Annotated in this window: 17 protein-coding genes and 1 pseudogene; 8 read left to right on the top strand and 10 right to left on the bottom strand. The window is 66.8% G+C overall.

Annotated elements, in window-relative coordinates; genetic code table 11:
• The 4 genes and pseudogenes from DDE10_RS05480 to DDE10_RS05465 all read right to left on the bottom strand — a co-directional run.
• Positions 1–109 (bottom strand): annotated as a pseudogene (locus DDE10_RS05480) (electron transfer flavoprotein subunit beta/FixA family protein); the annotation flags it as partial.
• Positions 106–858: a nitroreductase family protein gene (locus DDE10_RS05475; RefSeq protein WP_284734452.1), complete on the bottom strand. Its 753-nt coding sequence runs from the start codon at positions 856–858 to the stop codon at positions 106–108. The gene DDE10_RS05475 and the pseudogene DDE10_RS05480, both read right to left, overlap by 4 nt.
• Positions 855–1,601, bottom strand: coding sequence for an antibiotic biosynthesis monooxygenase (locus DDE10_RS05470; protein WP_114951641.1), 747 nt, complete (start codon positions 1,599–1,601; stop codon positions 855–857). Before DDE10_RS05470 ends, DDE10_RS05475 begins: the two co-directional genes overlap by 4 nt.
• A gap of 16 nt (positions 1,602–1,617) precedes the next feature.
• The gene (locus tag DDE10_RS05465; RefSeq protein ID WP_114951754.1) at positions 1,618–2,382 is read right to left on the bottom strand and encodes a glucose 1-dehydrogenase; all 765 of its coding nucleotides are present in this window, start codon (positions 2,380–2,382) and stop codon (positions 1,618–1,620) included.
• Positions 2,383–2,502: 120 nt separating this feature from the next.
• Here DDE10_RS05465 and DDE10_RS05460 point away from each other — a divergent pair, with 120 nt between their 5' ends.
• The 5 genes from DDE10_RS05460 to DDE10_RS05440 are packed head-to-tail and all read left to right on the top strand — an operon-like array spanning position 2,503 to position 7,833.
• The gene (locus DDE10_RS05460) at positions 2,503–3,297 is read left to right on the top strand and encodes an enoyl-CoA hydratase/isomerase family protein (protein WP_114951640.1); all 795 of its coding nucleotides are present in this window, start codon (positions 2,503–2,505) and stop codon (positions 3,295–3,297) included.
• 38 nt (positions 3,298–3,335) lie between these two features.
• Entirely contained in the window at positions 3,336–4,271 is a 936-nt protein-coding gene (gene kce, locus DDE10_RS05455) for a 3,5-dioxohexanoate:acetyl-CoA acetone transferase (protein WP_114951639.1), read from the top strand.
• A gap of 40 nt (positions 4,272–4,311) precedes the next feature.
• On the top strand, positions 4,312–5,847 hold the full coding sequence (locus DDE10_RS05450) for an acyl-CoA synthetase (RefSeq protein ID WP_114951638.1): 1,536 nt from the start codon (positions 4,312–4,314) through the stop codon (positions 5,845–5,847).
• Positions 5,844–6,644, top strand: coding sequence for an enoyl-CoA hydratase/isomerase family protein (locus tag DDE10_RS05445; protein WP_162806335.1), 801 nt, complete (start codon positions 5,844–5,846; stop codon positions 6,642–6,644). Before DDE10_RS05450 ends, DDE10_RS05445 begins: the two co-directional genes overlap by 4 nt.
• A 1-nt stretch (position 6,645) precedes the next feature.
• Positions 6,646–7,833, top strand: coding sequence for a CaiB/BaiF CoA transferase family protein (locus DDE10_RS05440; protein WP_114951636.1), 1,188 nt, complete (start codon positions 6,646–6,648; stop codon positions 7,831–7,833).
• On the opposite strand, the gene DDE10_RS05435 is transcribed toward DDE10_RS05440, so the two are convergent.
• Genes DDE10_RS05435 through DDE10_RS05425 form a run of 3 tightly spaced genes read right to left on the bottom strand, consistent with a single transcriptional unit; the run spans position 7,830 to position 11,101 of the window.
• On the bottom strand, positions 7,830–8,672 hold the full coding sequence (locus DDE10_RS05435) for an enoyl-CoA hydratase/isomerase family protein (RefSeq protein WP_114951635.1): 843 nt from the start codon (positions 8,670–8,672) through the stop codon (positions 7,830–7,832). The genes DDE10_RS05440 and DDE10_RS05435 overlap by 4 nt on opposite strands.
• Positions 8,672–9,865 (bottom strand): NAD(P)/FAD-dependent oxidoreductase, encoded by a 1,194-nt coding sequence (locus tag DDE10_RS05430; RefSeq protein WP_114951634.1) that lies wholly within the window; start codon positions 9,863–9,865, stop codon positions 8,672–8,674. Before DDE10_RS05430 ends, DDE10_RS05435 begins: the two co-directional genes overlap by 1 nt.
• A gap of 3 nt (positions 9,866–9,868) precedes the next feature.
• Entirely contained in the window at positions 9,869–11,101 is a 1,233-nt protein-coding gene (locus tag DDE10_RS05425; RefSeq protein WP_162806333.1) for an acyl-CoA dehydrogenase family protein, read from the bottom strand.
• 106 nt (positions 11,102–11,207) lie between these two features.
• On the opposite strand from DDE10_RS05425, the gene DDE10_RS05420 reads away from it, so the two are divergent.
• Complete coding sequence (locus tag DDE10_RS05420) at positions 11,208–12,053, top strand: enoyl-CoA hydratase/isomerase family protein (protein ID WP_114951632.1); 846 nt, start codon at positions 11,208–11,210, stop codon at positions 12,051–12,053.
• Positions 12,050–13,183, top strand: a complete 1,134-nt coding sequence (locus DDE10_RS05415; RefSeq protein WP_114951631.1) for an NAD(P)H-dependent flavin oxidoreductase — start codon at positions 12,050–12,052, stop codon at positions 13,181–13,183. The genes DDE10_RS05420 and DDE10_RS05415 overlap by 4 nt, the downstream gene beginning before the upstream one ends.
• Before the next feature lie 29 nt (positions 13,184–13,212).
• Here the strand turns inward: DDE10_RS05415 and DDE10_RS05410 are convergent, their stop codons facing one another.
• The 3 genes from DDE10_RS05410 to DDE10_RS05400 form a co-directional block, all read right to left on the bottom strand.
• Positions 13,213–15,348 carry a CoA transferase gene (locus DDE10_RS05410; protein ID WP_114951630.1) on the bottom strand — a complete coding sequence of 712 codons (2,136 nt, stop codon included), beginning with the start codon at positions 15,346–15,348 and terminating at the stop codon, positions 13,213–13,215.
• A gap of 13 nt (positions 15,349–15,361) precedes the next feature.
• Complete coding sequence (locus DDE10_RS05405) at positions 15,362–16,516, bottom strand: acyl-CoA dehydrogenase family protein (protein ID WP_114951629.1); 1,155 nt, start codon at positions 16,514–16,516, stop codon at positions 15,362–15,364.
• Positions 16,517–16,580: 64 nt separating this feature from the next.
• Entirely contained in the window at positions 16,581–18,794 is a 2,214-nt protein-coding gene (locus DDE10_RS05400; RefSeq protein WP_162806331.1) for a TonB-dependent receptor, read from the bottom strand.
• A 306-nt stretch (positions 18,795–19,100) separates the two neighbouring features.
• Here DDE10_RS05400 and DDE10_RS05395 point away from each other — a divergent pair, with 306 nt between their 5' ends.
• Entirely contained in the window at positions 19,101–20,492 is a 1,392-nt protein-coding gene (locus tag DDE10_RS05395) for a FadR/GntR family transcriptional regulator (RefSeq protein ID WP_162806329.1), read from the top strand.
• The last annotated feature ends 28 nt before the right edge of the window (positions 20,493–20,520 follow it).

Below are 20,520 nucleotides of genomic sequence, written 5' to 3'. Positions count from 1 at the left end.
GGTTCATGCTCATCTTCACGTTGGCGAGGTCGATCCCCGTGCCGTCCGCCTTCACCCGCGGCTTCACATTATAGTCGATCACACGCTTCACAGCGGCGAGTATCTTCACAACTTTCCTCCAAATGGGATGGTGGTTTCTGCTTGTTCGAGGCCGATGAACGTCGCGAATTCTTCGAGCGGCGCTCGTGCGGTCGGGAATGAATTGACCGGGGCTTCCGGATCGGCTTCGCCGATGGCCATTCCGCAGAACAGCATCAGCCCGTCCGGCGCCGACAGGAAATCGGCGATGGTGCGGGGAAACAGGGCCCATGCTTCCTGCGGGCACGAATCCAGCCCTGCCTCGCGCAGGAGCAGCATCACCGACTGCAGATACATGCCGAGATCGGCCCATTGCGGCGGACCCATCGATCGGTCGACGAAGCAGAACAGCCCGACCGGCGCGTCGAAGAAGCGCCAGTTGCGAGCGAACCAGCGGCGGCGCGCGTCGCGATCCTCACGAGGGATGCCGAGGCTGCGATACAGGGCCTCGCCGACTGCAAAGCGCCGATCGGCATATGGGGAAGCGAGATCGGGCGGATAGACGTGATATTCGCTGCCCTCGCCACGCGGGCTGGAAGCCAGCTTCTCGTCCATGAGTCGACGGAGCCGTTCCAGCGGCTCTCCGGCGACGATCCATATCCGCCACGGCTGAAGATTCCCGCCCGAGGGGGCTCGCGCTGCCTTCTGGACGATATCGCGGATGAGTTTCGCATCGACCGGGCGATCGAGGAAGGCGCGAACCGACCGACGCGTCGCGAGGGCATCGCTGACGCTGGTCGCCGGGCGCGATCGCGAAGTGCTGGGGGAGGTGGGCCTCACAAGATTCCCTGGAACCTCGGCCCGAAGAAGCATGTACCCAGACCCTCCCTGAACCGGTCGGTCATGGCAGCCGGCACTGCGCCGAACAGCTCCACCTCGCTGTCCACCAGCTCGAGAATGCGGGCCATGAGGGGGCCCGCATTGGCCATATGGTCCTTGAGCGCGCCGATATCCCGATAGATGTCGATGGTGGTGCAGCGTGTGCCGCTTTCGTCCATGAACCACTCGTATCCGATGGTCCCCGGTTCCCGGGCCTCGATGGCGGCATGACATTGGCTCGCCAGATCGCGGAACGCCGCCTCGTTGCCCGGACGGACACTGAAGTGGGCGACGGCGAGGATCATCTCCGCGCCGGTCCCGCCCACCCGGCCCGGAGCAGGCGAGGAAAGTCGACCGAGGAGTCGTTTCCCGCCATTCTCGACCGCGCCGAAGCGTCCGCTCATCCGCTCAAGCATCTCGGCCGGGACGTCGCCGAGCAAGGCGAGCTGCTTCTCCTCGACATGCTCGAGCAGCGGCGGGATCGTGTGACCGACGCAGCGGCCGTGATGGGTCACGGCCGGTGCGCCGTCGTAGATTTCGACGACGATGCAGGCGTCGCCAGCGGGCGACAGGAACCATTCATAGGCATGGGTGCCGTCGAGATCGGTGAGCGCGGCGGCCATCGTCTCGTGCGCGCGGGTGACGAACGCGTCCGTCTGACCCGCCTTGATGTTGAAGCGCGCGATCCCGAAAATCTTGTCCACGAGGGCCTCCTTCGTCTCAGACCTGGGTGCCGCCGTCGATCGGCATGGCGATGCCGGTAACAAGGCGGCTCTCGTCCGAAGCGAGCCAGAGCACGGCGTCCGCCACCTCGTCGGGCTCGCCGGTGCGCTGCATCGGGATCCGCGCGGTCAGCATCGCGAGCTTCTCCTCCGCCCCGGCGAAATTGTTCGCGATCAGATCGGTCATGACCAGCCCTGGGCAGACGGCGTTCACCCGGATTCCCCGCGCCGCATATTCGAGCGCTACGGACTTGGTCATGCCCAGCACCGCATGCTTGCTCGCATAATAAGCGCTGGACCGCGGACCGCCGCGCAGCCCCGCATAGGAGCTGCAGTTGACGATCGCGCCGCCGCCGGCTTCCAGGATCGCCGGGATCTCGTATTTCATCGAAAGCCACACGCCGCGGACGTTGATCGCCATGACCTGGTCGAACATCGCTTCGTCGGCATCGGCGATCTCGGTGGTGACGTGGCCAGTGATGCCGGCATTGTTGTAGGCGACGTCGAGGCGCCCGAACGTGCCGAGACAGGAACGGACCATCTCCCGGACCGAATCGCGATCGGAGACATCGGTTTCCACGAAGGCGGCCTCGCCACCCGCGGCGCGGATGGATTCGACCGCTTCGTCGCCCTGGCTTCGGCGGCGCGCCGCGATCATCACCCGGGCGCCCTCGCGGGCGAAGGCGCGGGCCGCGGCCAGGCCGATACCGCCATTGCCGCCGGTGACCAGCGCGACCTTGCCCTCGAATCGGGGTGCTCTCATTTCCGCCATGGCTGCCTTTTCCGGGCTTTTTTGGTTGTGCAATCCGTACGCATCATTATCATAAGCCTGCGGCCTTTCAAGCCTCGGCGAGAGAAAGGCGCGCCAATGTTGGAGAGGTGAATGAGCAAGGCCTATCAGACGCTCACTTATGTCGAGGAAGGCGGCATTGCCCGGCTCACCCTGAACCGGCCGGAGCTGCTCAATCGGATGGATGACGTCACCACGGAGGAGCTGGTCGAGATCATCGAGCGGCTGCGGCGGCCCGGTGACGTGCGCGTTCTCATAATAGCTTCCACCGGAACGGCTTTTTCGGCGGGCGGCGACCTGGCCGAGGTGCTTCGCCTCGTCGAGGATTATGAACGGCGGCTCGACGCCTGGGACATGGGCCGCCGCCTCATCTACGGAATGTCCGAGATCCCGGTCCCAGTGGTGGCCGCCCTGCAGGGCGACGTCTACGGCCTGGGCACGTCGATGGTGCTTTCGGCGGACATCATCATCGCCAGCCGCAACGTCAAGATCGGGGATCCGCACGTCAAGGTCGGCCTCGCCGCGGGCGACGGCGGTTGCCTGGTCTGGCCGGCGGCATTCGGCATGGTGCGGGCCAAGCGCCACCTGCTCACCGGCGATCCGATCGGCGCGGAAGAGGCGCACCGCCTCGGCGGCGTGACCGACCTCGTCGATTCCCCAGACGACGTCCTGCCGCTGGCCGAGAAGCTGGCCGCCAAGATCGCAGAGCTGCCGCCGATCGCCGTCCAGTTCACCAAGCGCTCGCTCAATCACGCGATGCATCGCCAGGCGGTGGAGGTCTTCGAATTCTCCCTGGCCCTCGAGCAATATGGAATGGTGAGCGAGGACCTGAAGGAGGCGATCGCCGCCTTCAAGGAGAAGCGCAAGCCCGTCTACCGCAACCGCTGAGACGCGGATCGAACCGAGTAGCCGAGAGAGGACGAGACATGAGGAAGGCGGACAAGGTCATCATCACCTGCGCGGTCACGGGGTCGATCCACACCCCGTCCATGTCCGAGCATCTCCCGATCACGCCGCAGCAGATCCAGGACGAAGCGGTGGCGGCGGCCGAGGCCGGGGCGGCGATGCTGCATCTCCATGCCCGCGATCCCGAGACGGGCCAGCCGTCGGCGGATCCGGCGCTCTTCATGCAATTCCTGCCGCAAATCCGCCAGCGTACCGATGCCATCGTCAACATCACCACCGGCGGCGGCCTGGGCATGAGCCTGGATGATCGCATCGCGGCCGCCCGCCAGGTACAGCCCGAAGTGGCGTCGCTCAACATGGGCTCGATCAATTTCGGAATCTTCGAGGCGGTGAACGCGGTCGACCAATTCAAATATGACTGGGAGCGGCCCTATCTCGAGAACACCCGGGACTTCGTGCTCAAGAACACCTTTCACGACATCGAGCGCGTGGTGCGCGAACTCGGCGAGGAATATGGCACTCGCTTCGAGTTCGAGTGCTACGATGTCGGGCACCTCTACAATCTCGCCTATTTCGTCGAGAAGGGCCTCATCAAGCCGCCTTTCTTCGTCCAGTGCATCTTCGGGATCCTCGGTGGCATCGGTCCCGATCCGGAGAATCTGATGCACATGAAGGCGACCGCCGATCGCCTCTTCGGCGACGATTATTACCTGTCGGTACTCGGCGCCGGCCGCCACCAGATGCGCTTCGTGGCGATGAGCGCATTGCTCGGCGGCAATGTGCGCGTCGGGCTCGAGGACAGCCTCAGCCTCGGCAAGGGCGTCAAGGCGAAGAGCAATGCCGAGCAGGTCGCCAAGATCCGCCGCATCATGGAAGAGTTGTCGCTCGAAGTCGCCACTCCGGCCGAAGCGCGCGCGATGATGCAGCTGAAGGGCGGCGACCGGGTGAACTTTTAGGCAGGCGAATGAAGAACCGTTCCGAGACCTCGTGCTGACCATGCATCCACGCGACCAGCTGGCCAAGGATCCCGATCGCCCGGCATTGATCATGGCCGCGTCCGGCGAACGCATTTCCTTCGCTGAGCTTGATGCGCGCGCCAATCGATGCGGCCATCTGCTGCGTGCGCGCGGCCTTGTCCCAGGCGACCGAGTGGCGATCTGGATGGACAATATCCCGGCCTTCTTCGACGTCTGCTGGGGCGCGCACAATGCGGGCCTCCTCTACGTGCCGGTGAGCGCAAGGCTGACGATCGAGGAGGCGGCCTACATCGTTCGCGACTGCGATGCGAAGCTGGTCATCGCCTCGGCCGCGCTGGATCACCGAGACCTGGCGGAGGCGCTCGGCACGGCCTGCGACATGCTCGTCGCCGGCGGTCCATCGACTTTCGAGGCGGCGCTCGCCGAGCAGCCGGCGATGCCACTGCCCGATGAAGAACGCGGCGCCGCGATGGTCTATTCCTCCGGCACGACCGGGCGGCCAAAGGGGATCACGCCGGTGCTGGAGCCGGTCGGCATCGACGTCCCGCCGACCGTCACGGCGACGGTTGTCCGGCTCTACGGTTTCGACCCAGACACGGTCTATCTGTCGACGGCGCCCCTTTACCACACCGCCCCGCTCAAATTCTCGATGTCGGTGCAGCAGGCGGGTGGCACCGTCGTGATCATGGAGAGATTCGAGGCGCGGGCGGCGCTCGCCGCGATCGAGCGCTATCGAGTCACCCATTCGCAATGGGTGCCGACCATGTTCGTTCGCCTGCTCGCACTTCCCAAGGCCGCGCGCTCGGCCTTCGACCTGTCGACCCACCGACTGGCCATCCATTCCGCCGCGCCCTGCCCGGTCGACATCAAGACGCGGATGCTCGACTGGTGGGGCCCGATCATCCACGAATATTATGGGGGATCGGAGAGCGTCGGGATGTGCGCGATCACGCCGGAAGAGTGGCGTCGAAAGCCTGGTTCGGTCGGGCGCGCTTCCAGAGGACGGATCCACATCCTGGACGAGGAGGGCGGCGAGCTTCCGCCGAAGAGGATCGGCCTCGTCTATTTCGAGGGCGGAAGTCGTTTCGAGTATCACAAAGACGAGGCGAAGACCGCCCGCTCGGTTACGCGCGAGGGCTGGGGCACGTTCGGCGACATCGGCTATGTCGACGAGGACGGCTATCTTTTCCTCACCGACCGTCGCGATCACGTGATCAATTCGGGCGGGGTCAACATCTATCCGCAGGAGGCCGAGAACGTTCTGGCGTCCCACCCGGCCGTGGCCGACGTCGCCGTGTTCGGCATTCCCCATACCGAATATGGCGAGGAGGTGAAGGCCGTGGTGCAGCCGGCGGATCCCGACTCGGCCGGCCCCGAGCTGGAGGCCGAGCTGATCGAGCATTGCCGATCCCGTCTCGCGTCCAACAAATGCCCGCGTTCCATCGACTTCGAGGCCGAGCTCCCGCGCGAGCCGACCGGCAAGCTTCTCAAGCGCCTGATCAAGGCGCGCTACTGGCCCGCCCGCGGCGAGCCCAATCAGAGGATCCCCGCATGAGCGACCAGGAACTGATCACCGAAATCGACGGGCCGATCGCCCGGATCACCTTCAACCGTCCCCACGTCCGCAACGCGCTGACCAACAATATGGTCGTCTCTATGCGCGAGTTCCTGAAGACGATCGAGCACGATCCCGAAGTGCGCTGCGTGGTCATGACCGGCGCCGGCGACCATTTCATGGCGGGCGGCGACGTCGGCGGCTTTGCCGCGGCGATCGACGCCGGCCCCGAAGAGAGACGCCGCGATTTCGAGCAGCGTGCCGTCGCCGCCATGCCGCTCTTCGCAGTGATGGAGCGCTTGCCGAAGCCGATCATCGCCAAGGTCCGCGGCGCGGTAGCGGGGGCGAGCGTGGGATGGGTCGCGGCAAGCGACTTCGTCCTCGTCTCCGACACCGCCTTGTTCGTCGTCGCCCATATCGCCCTCGGCACCAGTCCCGACGGTGCGGTCACCTGGCACCTGCCGCGCGCTATCGGGCTGCGAAAGGCCAAGGAAATGGCGTTGCTCGGCGATCGGCTCTCGGCCGCTGAGGCGGTCGAGTTCGGTTTGGCCAACCGGCTCGTAGCGGACGCCGAGCTCGACGAGGAAACGGAGACGCTTGCCCGTCGGCTCGCTTCGGGCCCCAGCTATGCGATCGGCCGGGCGAAGCTCCTGTTGAACCAGTCATCTGCCAACACCCTGGCCAGGCAGATGGAGCTGGAATGCGAAGCGTTTGGCGCCTGCGCGGCGAGCGAGGATTTTGCCGAGGGCGTCCGCGCCTTCACCGGCAAGCGCAAGCCCGCCTTCCTGGGGCGCTAGGATGGGCGGGATCCTCGAGGACGTGCGGGTGCTCGACGTGACCCGCTATGTCGCCGGGCCGGTCGCTACGGCCCTGCTGTCGGACTTGGGGGCGGACGTCATCCGGATCGAGCCCCCCGGCGGCGGCGAGGACCGCACGCCCCTGCCATTCGCTGAGGGGTTTCACGGCGGCGTCGGCTTCACCCAGGCGGGACGCAACAAGCGCGGGCTCACGCTCGATCTGGCCTCGGAGAAGGGGCGGGCGGTGTTCGACCGGCTGCTCGCCACGGCGGATATCGTCGTCGCCAACCTTCCGCCCAAATCGGTGCGGTCGCTTGGACTCGATTACGAGCGCCTCGCCGCTCTCAAGCCGGACATCATCTTCGTCCACATGACGACCTTCGGCAGCGAAGGCCCCTATGCCGATCGCCTGGGATTCGACGCGATCGCTCAGGTGATGAGCGGCCTTACCCACATTTCCGGCGAACCGGGTAGGCCGATGAAGAACAACTCGGCCTGGGTCGACATGTCCACCGGGTTCATCGCCGCCTTCGGCGCGATGGCGGCGCTGCGGCATCGCGACCGCACCGGTGAGGGCCAGAAGGTGGAGGCCAACCTCCTCCAGACCGCCCTCACCGTCGGCAATTATTTCCTGATCGACCAGGCGTTCAACAAGACGGACCGGGGCGGGACCGGCAATCGGGCGCAATCGGGCGGGCCGGCTGACCTCATCCGCACCCGGGACGGATGGGTGTACATGGTGGCGCTGGGCAATCCGATGTTCCGGCGGTTCGCCCGGATGGTCGGCCGCGAGGAGGAGCTTCTCGCCGACCCGCGCTTCGCCGACGACGAGAGTCGGGCCGAGCACGGCGAGGCGCTGAGCGCGGTGGCGAGCCAATGGGCCAAGGACTACACCAATGCCGAGGTGCTCGAGATCCTGGCGAGGAACAATATCCCGGCCGGTCCCTTGCTGACCCCCCAGCAGGCGCTGGACGATCCGCACGTCCGCCAATGTTTCGTCGAACCGCTTGCGGTGGAAGGCCTGTCGCAGCCGGTGCCGTTCATCAAGCCTCCTGCTAGCTTCAGCCGGACGCCGGGCGCCATCCGCAAGGGACCGCCCCGTCCCGGCGAGGATAATGAGGCGGTCCTGGCCGAGGCCGGATTCAGCGCGGCCGAGATCGAGGAATTGCGCGCGGGCGGGGTGATCTAGGTGCGCGCCGCGCGCCGGGCGAAGAAGGCTTGCCGCATCGCGTGGGCTTCGTCGGAGCCCTTGCGCTCCGTCACCAGCGATCGCTCGAGCTCTACCCCGTCGTCGAAAGGCAGCGTCAGGGCGGCCCGTACCGCTTCGATCGCCTTGAGCGGTGCGGTCTCGCCGGGGCGCTCGACGGCCGCCCTGGCGAGCGCTCCCACGATGACGCGTTCCGGATCGGCCGGGCGTTGTACCGGCAGATCGCGCGTGCGCCTGATGCGCTTGCCCCGGAGGCTGCGCGCCCAAGCGACGGCGCGGCCGCGAAAGTCGGGACCGGGCCGGATACCGTCCAGCAGTCCCAGGCGCAGCGCGGTCTGCGCATCGACCCGGTCGCCGAGGGCGGCCATCGCAAGCGCCGCTTCGAGCGGGACGAGGCGCGGCAGCCGCTGCGTGCCGCAGGCGCCCGGTATGATCCCGACGTCGACTTCGGGGAGGCCGAGGGTCGCGCGGGGACCGGCGAGGCGGTAGTGGCAGGCAAGCGCGAGCTCGAGCCCGCCTCCCAGCGCGGCGCCGTTGATCGCCGCGGCGAGCGGCTTGGATAACCGGTCCATCGCGTCGAGCGCAGGGTGAAGCAGGAAGGGCTCGCTGCGCGGCGCCGTCTTCTTGAGGTCGACTCCGGCGCAAAAGGCCGAGCCGGCACTGACGATCAGCACCACCTCGACCTTCGGATCCGCATCGAGCCGTGGCAGAGCCGCTGCGATCCCGTCGCGCATCTCGTCGAAGAGCGCGTTTACCGGAGGGTTGTCGAGCTCGATCAGCGCGACGCCGTCCACAAAGCTGAAATTGAGCGGCTGTTCCATCAGGCGGCGAGCTTTCTCAGATCCTGCTTCGGATCGGCGAGCAAGCCCGGGTCGATGGCCCGGCCCTGCTCGATGAGCCGCTGGGCAAAGCGCATGTCCTTGGCCTGGTTGATGCCGACCGCTCCGGCGAGGCCGCCGGAGGCATCGCGATAGAGGAACATGAACCGCCCGCCGGCGGCATCGCCGCGCACGATCGGATCGCCGTGACCGATCCGGCCGCAGGTCTGCAGCTTGATGTCATATTGGTCGGACCACATGCTCGGCGCGGCACGATAGATGAGCCCGTGGCCGAGCATGTTGCGCGCCGCCGTCGCGGCATGATCCTGGGCGTGGCGCCAATTCTCGCAACGGATCAGCCTCCCTTCGTAGGAGCAGGGATAGCGGGCGACGTCGCCCGCGGCGAAGATGTCCGGCGCACCGGTCCGGGCGAGCTCGTCGACGATGATGCCGTTGTCGCAGGCGATGCCGGCCGCTTGCGCAAGCTCGCTATTGGGGACGACGCCGATGCCGACCACGATGAGGTCCGCCTCGATCCGGCCGAGGCGGCCGGTCGCAATGGCACTTCCCTCGATTCGGACCTCGCCGGCCGACAGGTGCAGCCGGACGCCGCGATCACGGTGCTGGCCGGCGATATACTCCGAGAAATAGGGCGGAACGACGCGGCTCATGACCCGATCGGCGAGATCCACCACGTCCACGCTGCATCCCAGCCTGACCGCGCTCGCCGCCACCTCGAGGCCGATCACTCCGGCGCCGACGATGCCCACCCGGGTGCCGGGCTTCAGGCTCGCCCGAAGGCGCTGGGAATCGGCGAGCGTGCGAACGACGTGCACTTCGCCCGTCGCGGCGTCGACGGGCAGGGTGCGCGCCCGTGCCCCCGTGGTCAGCAGCAGCTTCTCGTAGCGAATTGACTCGCCGTCCCGGAGCGTCAAGCGATGCGCGGCGACGTCGATCCCCGAAGCGCCGTTGCCAAGGCGCAACTCGATCCCCTGCTCATCGTACCAGCTCTCCGCGCGCAGGAAGAGCCGGTCGGGCGCCATGTCCTCGAACAGCATCTCCTTGGACAAGGGCGGCCGATCATAAGGCGGCAGGGCCTCGTCGCCGATCAGCAGGATGCGGCCGTCATACCCTTCCGCCCGCAAGGTCGCGGCCGCCGTGTCGCCCGCGAGGCTCGCGCCGACGATGCAGAACATGGTTCAGGCGGCCGCTGCGGAGGCGGCGGCCGATGCCGCGGCCCGACGCTCGGCCTGCCGCCGCAGCTCCAGCTTGGCCACGGTTTCGCGATGGACTTCATCGGCGCCTTCGCCGATGCGGACGGCGCGCTGATGCGCCCACAATTCAGCCAGGGGCGTGTCCCAGCTGAGGCCGGCGCCGCCGTGGAACTGCATCGCCCGGTCGATGACGTCGAGCGCGATATTGGGCGCGAGCACCTTCAGCTGAGCCACCGCTCCGCGCACCGCCTTGAGGCCGTGGGCTTCCATGTCCCTGGCCGTCTGCGCGATGAAGGCGCGGGCCTGGTCGATATCGATCCGGGAGCGGGCGATGGCGTCCGTGACCACGCCGCGATCCGAGAGCGGGCGGCCGCCGATCACCCGTTCCTCGACCCATTGGCACATCTCCATCATCGCTCGCTCGGCCGCTCCGACCGCGCCCATGCCGAGTTGGATCCGGCCGACGCCCAAGGTTGCCTGGATAAGGGTGAAGCCCTGACCTTCCTCGCCGAGCCGGTTTCCGGCCGGGACACGGACGTCGTCGAAAACGAGATCGCAATGGCCGAAGGGCGCGTCGTCGAACCCCATCACGGTCTCGATGCGGCCGAGGGTGAGGCCGGGCGTATCCTTCGGCACCAGGACCAGCGAATGGCGTTGATGTCGGGGAGCGTCCGGCGCGGTTGCCGCGAGGACGAGGATGAACTCGCATTCGCGCATCGCCGCGCCCGTCGCCCAGCTCTTGACCCCATTCAGCACATAGTCGTCGCCGTCGCGTCGTGCCTCGAACTTCAGCTCCGTGGGGTCGGAGGAGGGGATTCCGCGCTCGGTGATGCTGATGCAGGAGCGCGCCTCGCCCGACAGCAGCCGGGACAGATAGCGGGCCTTGAGCTCGTCGGACGCATTGGCGTCGAGCACGGTCGCGTTCGAGATGGTGCCGGAATAGCAGTTGAAGATTTCGGGCCCGAAGTTGCACCAGTTCATGCACTCGGCGATCGGCCCGAATTCGGTGAGGCTCAGGCCTCGCCCACCGAGTCGCTCGGGCAGCGGGAACAGCCACAGGCCGCGCGCCTTCGCCTCGGCGCGCAGCTCGCGCATGATCGGCGTATAGGTCCAACGGTCGGCAGCCTGCGCCAGCTGCGAGTGGTGGATCGGCTCTGCCGGGATGACCCGTTCGAGCATGAACTGCTCGACCTCGCGAAGCAGCCGTTCTTCCGCCATCATCATCTCCATCCTATATCGTACGCTTCCTAACTTCCCGACCCCGGTTGCGCAACCGAAGAAAGTACCCTAGCTTACTTTGTGGTAGCGATATTTCGGGCGGATCATGGGCGGGAGCGGGCAGGACGGGCGAATTACCCTGACGGTAGACCAGGGCGTCGCCCGCATCCGGTTCGACCGGCCGAAGGCGAAGAACGCCCTGACCTTCGTGATGTGCCGCTCGCTCGTCGGGATCATCGCCGCAATCGCCGCCGACGATTCGATCGGAGCCGTCCTGATCGACGGTGCCGGTGGCGATTTCTGCGCTGGGGCCGATCTCGGTGATCTCGGCTCGCTCCTCGAAGGCTCCCCGGACGCGCGCGCCGAGGCCGTGGCCGGCTCGGTCGTCGAGCTGACCCATGGGATCTTCGCCGCGCTCGCGGCGCTCCCCATTCCGGTGGTCGCCGCCGTTCGCGGATGGGCGGTCGGCGCCGGTTTCCAGTTCGCGCTCGGAGCGGACCTCTTGTTCGTTTCCGAGACGGCGCGCTTCAGGGCGCCGCAGATTGCCCTCGGCCACGTTCCCGACCACGGCGAGAGCTGGTTCCTGCCGCGCAAGGTGGGCTGGGCGAGGGCGGCGCAGGTCCTGTTGCTGGGTGAGACGTTGGACGCCGCACAGGCGGAACGATGGGGCCTGGCCAGCCGGATGGTTCCCGACGCCTCGCTCGATTCATCGGCGCTGGCGGCGGCACGGCAACTGGCCGACGGTCCCCGCCTCGCGATAAGGGAGACCAAGGCGCTGCTCCAGGCGGAGTCGGACAGCCTGTCGGCGCAATATGAGGCGGAGCTGGCCGCGGTCCGCCGCTGCGCGGCCAGCGAGGATTTCACCGAGGCCCTGACCGCCTTGCGGGACAGGCGGCCGCCGCGTTTCGGTGCGCGCGGCGTGGGCGACGGCATTCAGGAGAGAAGACAATGAGCAACAAGATCTGCGAGATGCTGCGCATCGAATTCCCGCTTTTCGCCTTCAGCCACTGCCGCGACGTGGTCGCTGCCGTCAGCAAGGCCGGCGGATTCGGCGTCTTTGGTGGCGCCATGATCGGACCCGATCAACTCAAGATCGAGCTGGACTGGATCGATGCGCATGTCGACGGCAAGCCCTACGGTGTGGATCTCGCCATTCCCGAGAATATGGCCGATCGCGATCAGTCGCAGCAGAGCAGCCGTCAGCTGTACGACAAGATCCCGCAAGCGCACAAAGACTTCGTCGATGGCCTGCTCACCCGCCACGGCGTCAATCCGAAGACGCCGGTCCCCGCGGACGAGGATCACGACATCTCCCACTTCCTCGATACCGCCGAGGCGATGGTCGACGAAGCGCTGCGCCATCCCATTCGCCTGTTCGTCAACGCCCTTGGCGTCCCGCCGCAGTTCATGATCGACAAGTCGCACGCCGCCGGCGTGCCGGTCGGCGCCCTGGTCGGTTCGAAGGAGCATGCGCTCCGCCAGCTCGCTTTGGGCGTGGATGTCCTGGTCGCGCAGGGAACCGAGGCGGCCGCCCATTGCGGCGAGGTATCGACGATGGTGCTCGTCCCCGAGGTGGTCGCAGCCGTGCGCGATGCGGGGTCAGATGTTCCGGTGCTGGCGGCGGGTGGGATCGTCACCGGCCGTCAGATGGCGGCGGCGATGACCATGGGCGCTGCCGGAGCCTGGACCGGATCGGTGTGGCTGCCCACGGTGGAATCGGGCGTCTCGGAGGCGGTGAAGCGCCGTCTGCTCGCCGCCCGGTCGCGGGATACCCTGCGGTCGCGGGCCATGACAGGAAAGACGGCGCGCCAGCTCCGCTCGGCCTGGAACGAGGCCTGGGAAGGCGCCGACAGCCCCGGTCCGTTGCCGATGCCTTTCCAGCATCTGCTCACCGATCGCGCCTTTCAGCAGATCGAGAAATCGGTCGCGGGTGGAAACGAGGGGGCCATGCCGCTCGTCACCGAGGGCGTCGGCCAAGGCATCGGCATGATCTCCAGCGAGAAATCCTGCCGCACCGTCGTCCAGGAATTCATGGAAGACTTCGCCGACGCGGTCGAAAACATGAAGGTCTGGACCGCCTAAAGCCGCGCACAGGCCGCGTGCGCGCCGGGTCAGGCGCGCAAGGGGTCGAGTATCTCCTGGTCATGCTCGCCAACCTCGTGCAGCGGCACATCGTTGCCGACCGGCGAGCGGGAGAGTGTGAAGAAGAGCCCGAGATCGCGCGTCCTGCCGTAAATCGCATGGCGCGTGATCCGGACGAGGCCACGTTCGGCGAGCGCCGGACTGTCCAGAAGCCGCTGCGCAACGCCCGTCCGGCAAGGTTCTGCCCAGATGCCGGCTTCGCGGAGCCGGGCCAGCGCGATTTCGGTTGCCAGGCTGGCCAGGGCGGCCGCAAGGGCGTCCCGGCCCGCTTCCGTCACCCCGAGAGCGGCTCCGATGCGGTTGGCCGCGCCCTTGCCGCGACCGACCAAGGCGATCCAGCCGTCGGCGGTACGGTAGAGCGAGTCCAGCGAATCGAAGCCCGTCCCCGCTTCATTGACTTCAGGGGCGCCGACGAATCGCCCGTCGCTGCGCTGGACCAATTCCGACAGCAGGAACAGGCCGGCATTGACCAGTGGCGCTTCCAGGCTGACCCCGACGCCCTGGCGGCGACGGGCGACGAGGGCGCACAATAGGGCGATCGCGCCTATCGTGCCGCCGGCGAAATCGACCATCGAAAGGCGGTTCCACATCGGCAGGCCGGAGGCCGCCCCGGCGCGATGCTCGAGCCCGGATACCGCCTGAATGACCATGTCGAAGCCGGCCCGTTCCGCGCTCGGCCCCTCGCAGCCATAAGCCGGGCTCTCCAGGACGATGAGATCCGGCTGCAACCGGCCCAGCGTTTCGGGATCGATGCCGAGCCGCCTCGATACGCCAGCGCGAAAGTTGCTCGTCACGACATGCGCCCGGGTCGCGAGCCTGCGCGCGAGTTCCTGCCCTGCGTCGGTCTTGAGGTCGAGTGTGACGCCCTTCTTGCCGCGATTGGCGGCGAGATAGCCGCGGACCAGGCCGCGGCTCGGCTCGCCGGCGGGCGGCTCGACCTTGACGACCTCGGCACCGAGGCCGGTGAGCAGCTGCGAGGCGAGCGGTCCGGCGACGAAAGCGCCGAAATCAACCACGCGCACGCCCTCGAGCGGCCGGTCGCCGCCCGGCAGCGGTCGCGGCTTGGCGGGCGAGCGAAGGCTGGCGCGGAACGGCAGCCCGACGCGGCGGCTCCCGTCCGGCTCGAGGACAATGACCCCGTTGCGCGCGATCTGCGGGTCGTCCCAGGCGCCGCCGGGCGGCAGCACCGGCTCCGCCGGAAGCCCGGCGGCCCAGAGCGCCTCGAGCAGCTCGTCGCGATCGCGCTGGGCGCAGCGCTCGGCGAGCAGGTCGATGTCTCCATAGAAGTTGCGCGGGTCACCTCCGGGCCGGGGCATGCCGCTGTCGCCAGGCTGGACCGTGGGATCGTCGATCCCGAGCACCTGGTAGAGCTTGTACTTGGAGCCCGCGGCGCCGATGACGAAATGCAGGAACTGCCCGTCGCGGCAGCGAAAGACGAGCGGCACCGCATCCTTCGGGGTGATGAAGGCGGCAGCCGGCGTCGGCGTCTCGAAATCCGCCCAGAACATGGGCAGCCACGACATCGCGCCTTCGAGGAGCGATGTGCGAACCGTCTGGCCGAGGCCGCTGCCCTCTCTTTCGAAGAGGGCGGCAAGGCCACCGAGCAGAGCCTGGAAGGCCGCGCCGATGCTCGCCGGCGCGAAGCACATCGCCACCGGCCGGTCGGGAAATTGCTCCCAGACCAGACCTGAGAGCGCCTGGGCAAGCAGCTCCGTGCTTGGGCGTCCCTCGCCGGCAAGGTCGGCCGGATTGCCATCGATCCGGACGATCACCAGCCGCGGATAGCGGCTGGCATCGACGAGATGATCGTGGCTTCGTCGGGCCTCCGGATGATCCTCTCCGCCAAGGATGCAGAGGTCGGCCTCGGCGAGAAATGCACGAAGCTCTTCGGACGAACCGGCGACCCGTGAACCGGAATGCCAGGCCCGATAGGCTGGATAGAGCGCATTGAAGGGGGAATCGGTCGCCGGCTCCGCCCGCATCACGTCCGCGCCGGCATCGGCCAGAAAGCGGGCGACGATCGCCGCCGCCATGCCCTGGCCGAGATCGGCCACGCGAAGGCCCGACAGCAGCTGGGCGGCCTCATTCTCGGAGCTCGTCCTCATGTCGCTTGGCTCCTCAGATGGAATGGGCGATTGCGTTCTTCTGGATTTCGGACGTGCCGAGGAAGATGCGATGGATTCGCGCTGTGGCCCAGATTCCGGAGATCGGCGTTTCCAGCGCGATACCCATGCCGCCGTGTAGCTGAAGGCAGCGATCGGCGACGCTGAATTCGGTTTCGGACGCGGCGAGCTTCGCCATGGCGGATTCAGCCGGGGTGAGCGTCCCGTGTCGGATCTTGTCGAGACACTGGTCGACGAACGGCCGCAAGGTCGCAATGGCGGTCTTCATCTCGGCGAGCGCATGCTGGGTGGCCTGGAAGTCGTAGACGGTCTGGCCGAATGCTTTGCGGCTGCGGACATAGTCGACGGTGAGATCGAAGGCCGTCTCCGCGCCGGCGAGGAAGCGGCAGGCCTGGGCGACCCGCATGTCGGTGATGATCTTGAGGACGCTCGCCATGGCGTTGCCCTGGCTCTCGCCGAGCAACCGGTCCGCCGGAACGCGAACGTCCTCGTAGAAGATCTCGGTCTCGGCGCCGCATCCGCGGTGGATGGTCTCGATCGGCCGACTCTTGGTCACGCCCGGCATGTCGCCGTCGACGAGGAAGATTCCGGCGCCGACGGAGCCGTCTTCCTTCTCGACCAGCGCATAGGTCAGCAGAAGATTGAGGTGGACGCCATTGGTGCACCACATCTTGGCGCCGTTGATGACATAGTCGCTTCCCGAGCGGCGGGCTATCGTCCGGATGGCGCGCAGATCGCTGCCGGCATGCGGCTCGGTGAAGCAGGCTTCGGCGATGACCTCGCCGCTCGCGTAGCGCGGCAGCCATTCCCGCTTCTGTCCCTCGGTGCCGCCGGCGAAGATGAGATAGCTCGAGCTGTCGGTGCTGAGTCCGCCGCCCATGCTGATCCCGCCCAGGGAGTAGCCGGCCTCCTCGTGGAGGATGGCGTGGTGGAGGAAGTCGCCGCCCATGCCGCCATATTCGGCGGGGATCCCCGCCTGCAGGATTCCGTATTCCCCGGCCTTGCGGAAGATTGCCGGATCGTAGATCCCGACCTTCTCCCAGGCCTTGTAATGGGGGTCGACCTCGTCGCGAAAGAAGCGGCGCACGGTCTCGCGAAACTGGTCATGCTCGCTCGAGAAGACCGGGCGTTCCTGTCGGGCCAACGTCATGGGATTTCCTTGCTTCGGAAAGGCGAGGGGAGGGGAGCGCCGGGGAGCGGGGGAATTCCCTGCATCAGTAATGGGCGCTCAGGGTGAGGCCGTAGGTGAGGGGCTCGCCGGCCGAATAGATCCTTCCGGCCGAGGTGCTGTTGGCCGCCGAGAAGAAGTGCGCATCGTTGAGGTTGCGTCCCCACAACCTCAGCCCCCATCGCTCGCTCGGCGATCGCCACGCCACCGATGCGTTGAGAAGGCCGTAGCCGTCCTGCACGACCGACTGGTCGGGCTCGAAGGCGTAGGCCCCGGTATGGAAGTAGCTCGCGGCAAGGGTGAGATTTCCGATGCGGGTGTCGAAGCTGTAGGACGCGCCGAGATTCAACGTGTATTTGGGCGCGAAGATCATCCGGTTGCCGGAGAGGTCGCAGCCCCCGGGAACCTGGGTCTGGCCGCCGGGCGCGCCGGCAGGGTAGGGAATGATCGCGCAGGTCGGCGGCGCTCCGTTGGGCGAGAAATGGGGGCCGTTCGGGAAGCTGGTATATTTGGCGTCGAGCAGGGACGCCGATGCGGTCAATTCCAGGCCCCGCAGCGGCCGCGCCGTGACCTCGATTTCCGCGCCGTCCAGCTTGGCGCGCGCCGCGTTCACGGTCACCGCCGTGGTTCCCAAGATCTGGGTCACCTGGATGTCGGAATAGTCGTAGTGGAAGGCCGAGACGTTGACGCGGAGGCGCCGGTCGAACCAGTCGCTCTTGAAGCCGATCTCATAGGAGTCGAGAATCTCGGGATCGACCGCCGGCGCCGCATAGCTGGTGATGTCGAAGACGCCGCTCTTGAAGCCGCGATTGTAGGACGCATAGGCAAGCAGATCGTCATTGATCCGGTGATCGACCGACAGGCGCCAGGTAAGGCGGCCGAACTCGGCTTCCTGCTCGGCGGAGGCGATCTGGGTGCCGTTGAACGTCGTGATGCCCGCGATCGAGCGCTCGTCATGCGTGTAGCGCAGACCGGCGGTCAGATTGGTACGGGGGAGGATCTCGTAGGTGGCCTGGCCATAAGCTGCGAGCGACCGGGACTTCTGAGCGGAGAAGACGAACTGCTGATTGGTCGATTGAATCAGCACTCCTTGGGGCGCGAAGCGGGTACTATTGTCGAAGAAGTAGGCGCCGAGAATCCACTCCAGCCGCGAGCCCGGCAGCGAGCGCAGCTGAAGCTCCTGGGTGAACGTGTCCGCCCGCGTGTCGAGCGTCACCCGCGTGATGTCGAGCCGTGACGTGTCGAGATCGTAGACGACGTCCTGGCGCACTTCACGATAGGCTGTGATGCTCGTGACGCCGAAGCCACCAAAATCATGGTCCACGCGCAGACTGCCGCCATAGGTGTCGACTTCGTTGGTCGCGTCGACATTGTTGGCCACGTTGTAGAACCCGGCATTGGGCGTCGCACCCGCGGTGACGGTGCCGGGAACGGCTGTGCGCAGCACGCCCTGCGCGCCCTCAAAATGATCATAGTCGCCGGCCAGCAGGATGCGCGTGTCAGGGCCGGGCTCGAACAGCAGCTTCGCTCGGCCGGCAAGCGACGAATAGGTGTAGGTGTCGCGACCGGTCACGGCGTTGCGTCCCCAGCCTTCGCCGCGGTCGCCGAAATGGATCGCGAGATTGGCGGCCAGGTTGGGTGCGAGAGCGCCGCTCGCATAGAGATTGCCGGTGATCGTTTCGTAATTGGCGATGCCGAGATCGGCATCGAGCGCAAGATCGTAGCCGGGGTCGCGGGTGATGACGTGGAGGACGCCGCCGACGGCATTGCGGCCGAACAGCGTACCCTGCGGACCTCGCAGCACCTCGATCCGTTCGATATTGTTGAAGTCGAACACCGTCGCGACGTTCGACGGGATGTAGATATTGTCGACATAAGTGGCGACCGACGGCTCGTTCGACGGCGATGCCGCCGCGGCGCCGATCCCGCGCATGAACGGCGTGTTCGAGGTGGCGCTTCGCACCAGCACGAGACTGGGGACCGCTTCGGTCAGGCCCTTGAGATCGCTGAGGCCGCGCGACGTCACCATCTCGCTCGAAACGGCGGTGACGGAAACCGGCACGTCCTGAAGCCGCTGCTCGCGGCGGTTGGCGGTGACGACGATGTCGCCTCCGGTGTCCGCCTCCCCGGCTTCGCCGGCCGGCGTCTCCGCCGGATCGGGGGACGAGGCGACATCCTGGGCACGAACGGCCGTCGAGGTCACGGCGAGGGCGGCCAGGCCAAAGCTGGCCGTGGTCCGGACGAGGATTAAACCTGTCACTCTTTCTCTCCCCTGATCGTCGCAACTTGGCCCGGACAGGACGAACATGGTCCGGGTGTCGCTTGTGATTGTCGTCAGCCTGATGATGATACACAGACGTACGAACTAGGGCAACACGGTAGAGAAGAGCGGCATCCGGCCAGGAAGGATTTTGAAAATTCCGACTTTTTCGGGATGTCTCGTATGCGGACGGACGCCGTGCCCGACCGAACAGGTTCGTGAAAGATGACACTCTTTATGGGTGTAGAGGGGCGATTCGCGCTGCCGGCGCTTGACGGGACAACCCGCACGCTCGACAGGGCCCTGATGTCAAAACTGAGCGCCGTCACTGCCGATCGCATGGTCGAACTCATCGCGGATGCCGGCTGGCCGGTCGGCGCGATGATCGCCACGGAAAGCGAGCTCAAGGAACGGTTCGGGGTGAGCCGCGCGGTCATCCGCGAAGCGCTCGGTCTGGTGGAATTGCGCGGGATCGCGGCGATGAAATCCGGCAAGGGCGGCGGCCTCGTCGTCTCGGCGCCGGCGTGGGACGCCGCGGTGATGGCGCTGGCCACGTTCCTCGAGGTCAGCGATGCCCGTCTCGAGGACATGATCTCGGTGATGCAGCGCCTGGAGTCGCTCGCCGTGGACCTCGCCATCGACCGGATCGACGAGGATTCGGCGGCCCTCCTCGAAGGTTTCGCCGCGGAGATGATCGAACCCCCGCGCGACGTGGATGCGGAGACGGCGACCTTTCGCGCCCATCGCAATGCCTTGGCGACGGCCTCGCGCAATCCCGTGCTCGCCATGATCGTCGCCGGCTTCCAGATTGCGCTCGCCGGCCTCTCCATGGCGCGGGTCTACGAAGCGACAGAATTCGAGCGACATCTTCGCATATCGAAGGCGGTGAAGGCGGAGCTGCTGAGCGCGGTTCTCGCCTGCGATCCCCATCGCGCGCAAACCGCGATCCGCAGCGACTATGGCAACCAGCTGCGGTCGATCAAGGCTTCAGGTATCGGCACGATGAGCCGGATCAACGCCGATGCCGCGCGGCACGGCATGAAGCTGCCGAGGTGGATCGCGCTCAAGATCAGCCGTCGCATCGCCGATCATGCGCTCGCGCCGGGCGAGCCGCTCGGATCCGAAGCGGAACTGATGGCGCAGTTCGGCGTGGGCCGATCGGTCCTCCGAGAGGCCATCCGGATGCTGGAAGCCTATTCGGTGGTGGCCATGAAGAGAGGCAAGGGCGGAGGCCTTCGCGTCGCCATTCCCGACCCCGAGTCCACCTTTCAGGCCGTGGTGCCCTTTCTTCGGTCACTGGACGGCGCGGACAGGCATGCCTTCGAGGTCCGGACCTGCCTGGAGGTCGAGGCGGCCGGCCTTGCCGCCCAACGTCGGGACGGACCGTCGATCGATGCGATCCGATCGGTCATCGCTTCGGCCCGCGAGCGTGCCGAACGACGCCCCGAAGAGACGCTCGAGGCCCTGGCCGAAATTTCTCGTACGGTCGTGGCGGCTTCCGGAGACAGGGTGCTGGAGGTCATTGCGGCCCTCACCCAGAGGGTGGTTCCGGGACGGCCGTCGGCGGACATCGACAGCACGGTCTTTCAGCGGTGCGATGCCATCGCAGGCGCACTTGCAGCGGGAGACGCGCCTCTTGCCCGTCGGCTCGTCCATGTCCAGCTGCGGGCGGTCCGGGAGGCCCATGCGAGAACTTGATCCATGAGCGACGAAACGCGCCAGACCG

It is taken from the genome of Sphingosinicella terrae, assembly GCF_003347635.1.
Taxonomy (GTDB): domain Bacteria; phylum Pseudomonadota; class Alphaproteobacteria; order Sphingomonadales; family Sphingomonadaceae; genus Allosphingosinicella; species Allosphingosinicella terrae.
Note: the sequence above shows the minus strand (reverse complement) of the source record. Positions and strands in the feature narration are given on the sequence as shown.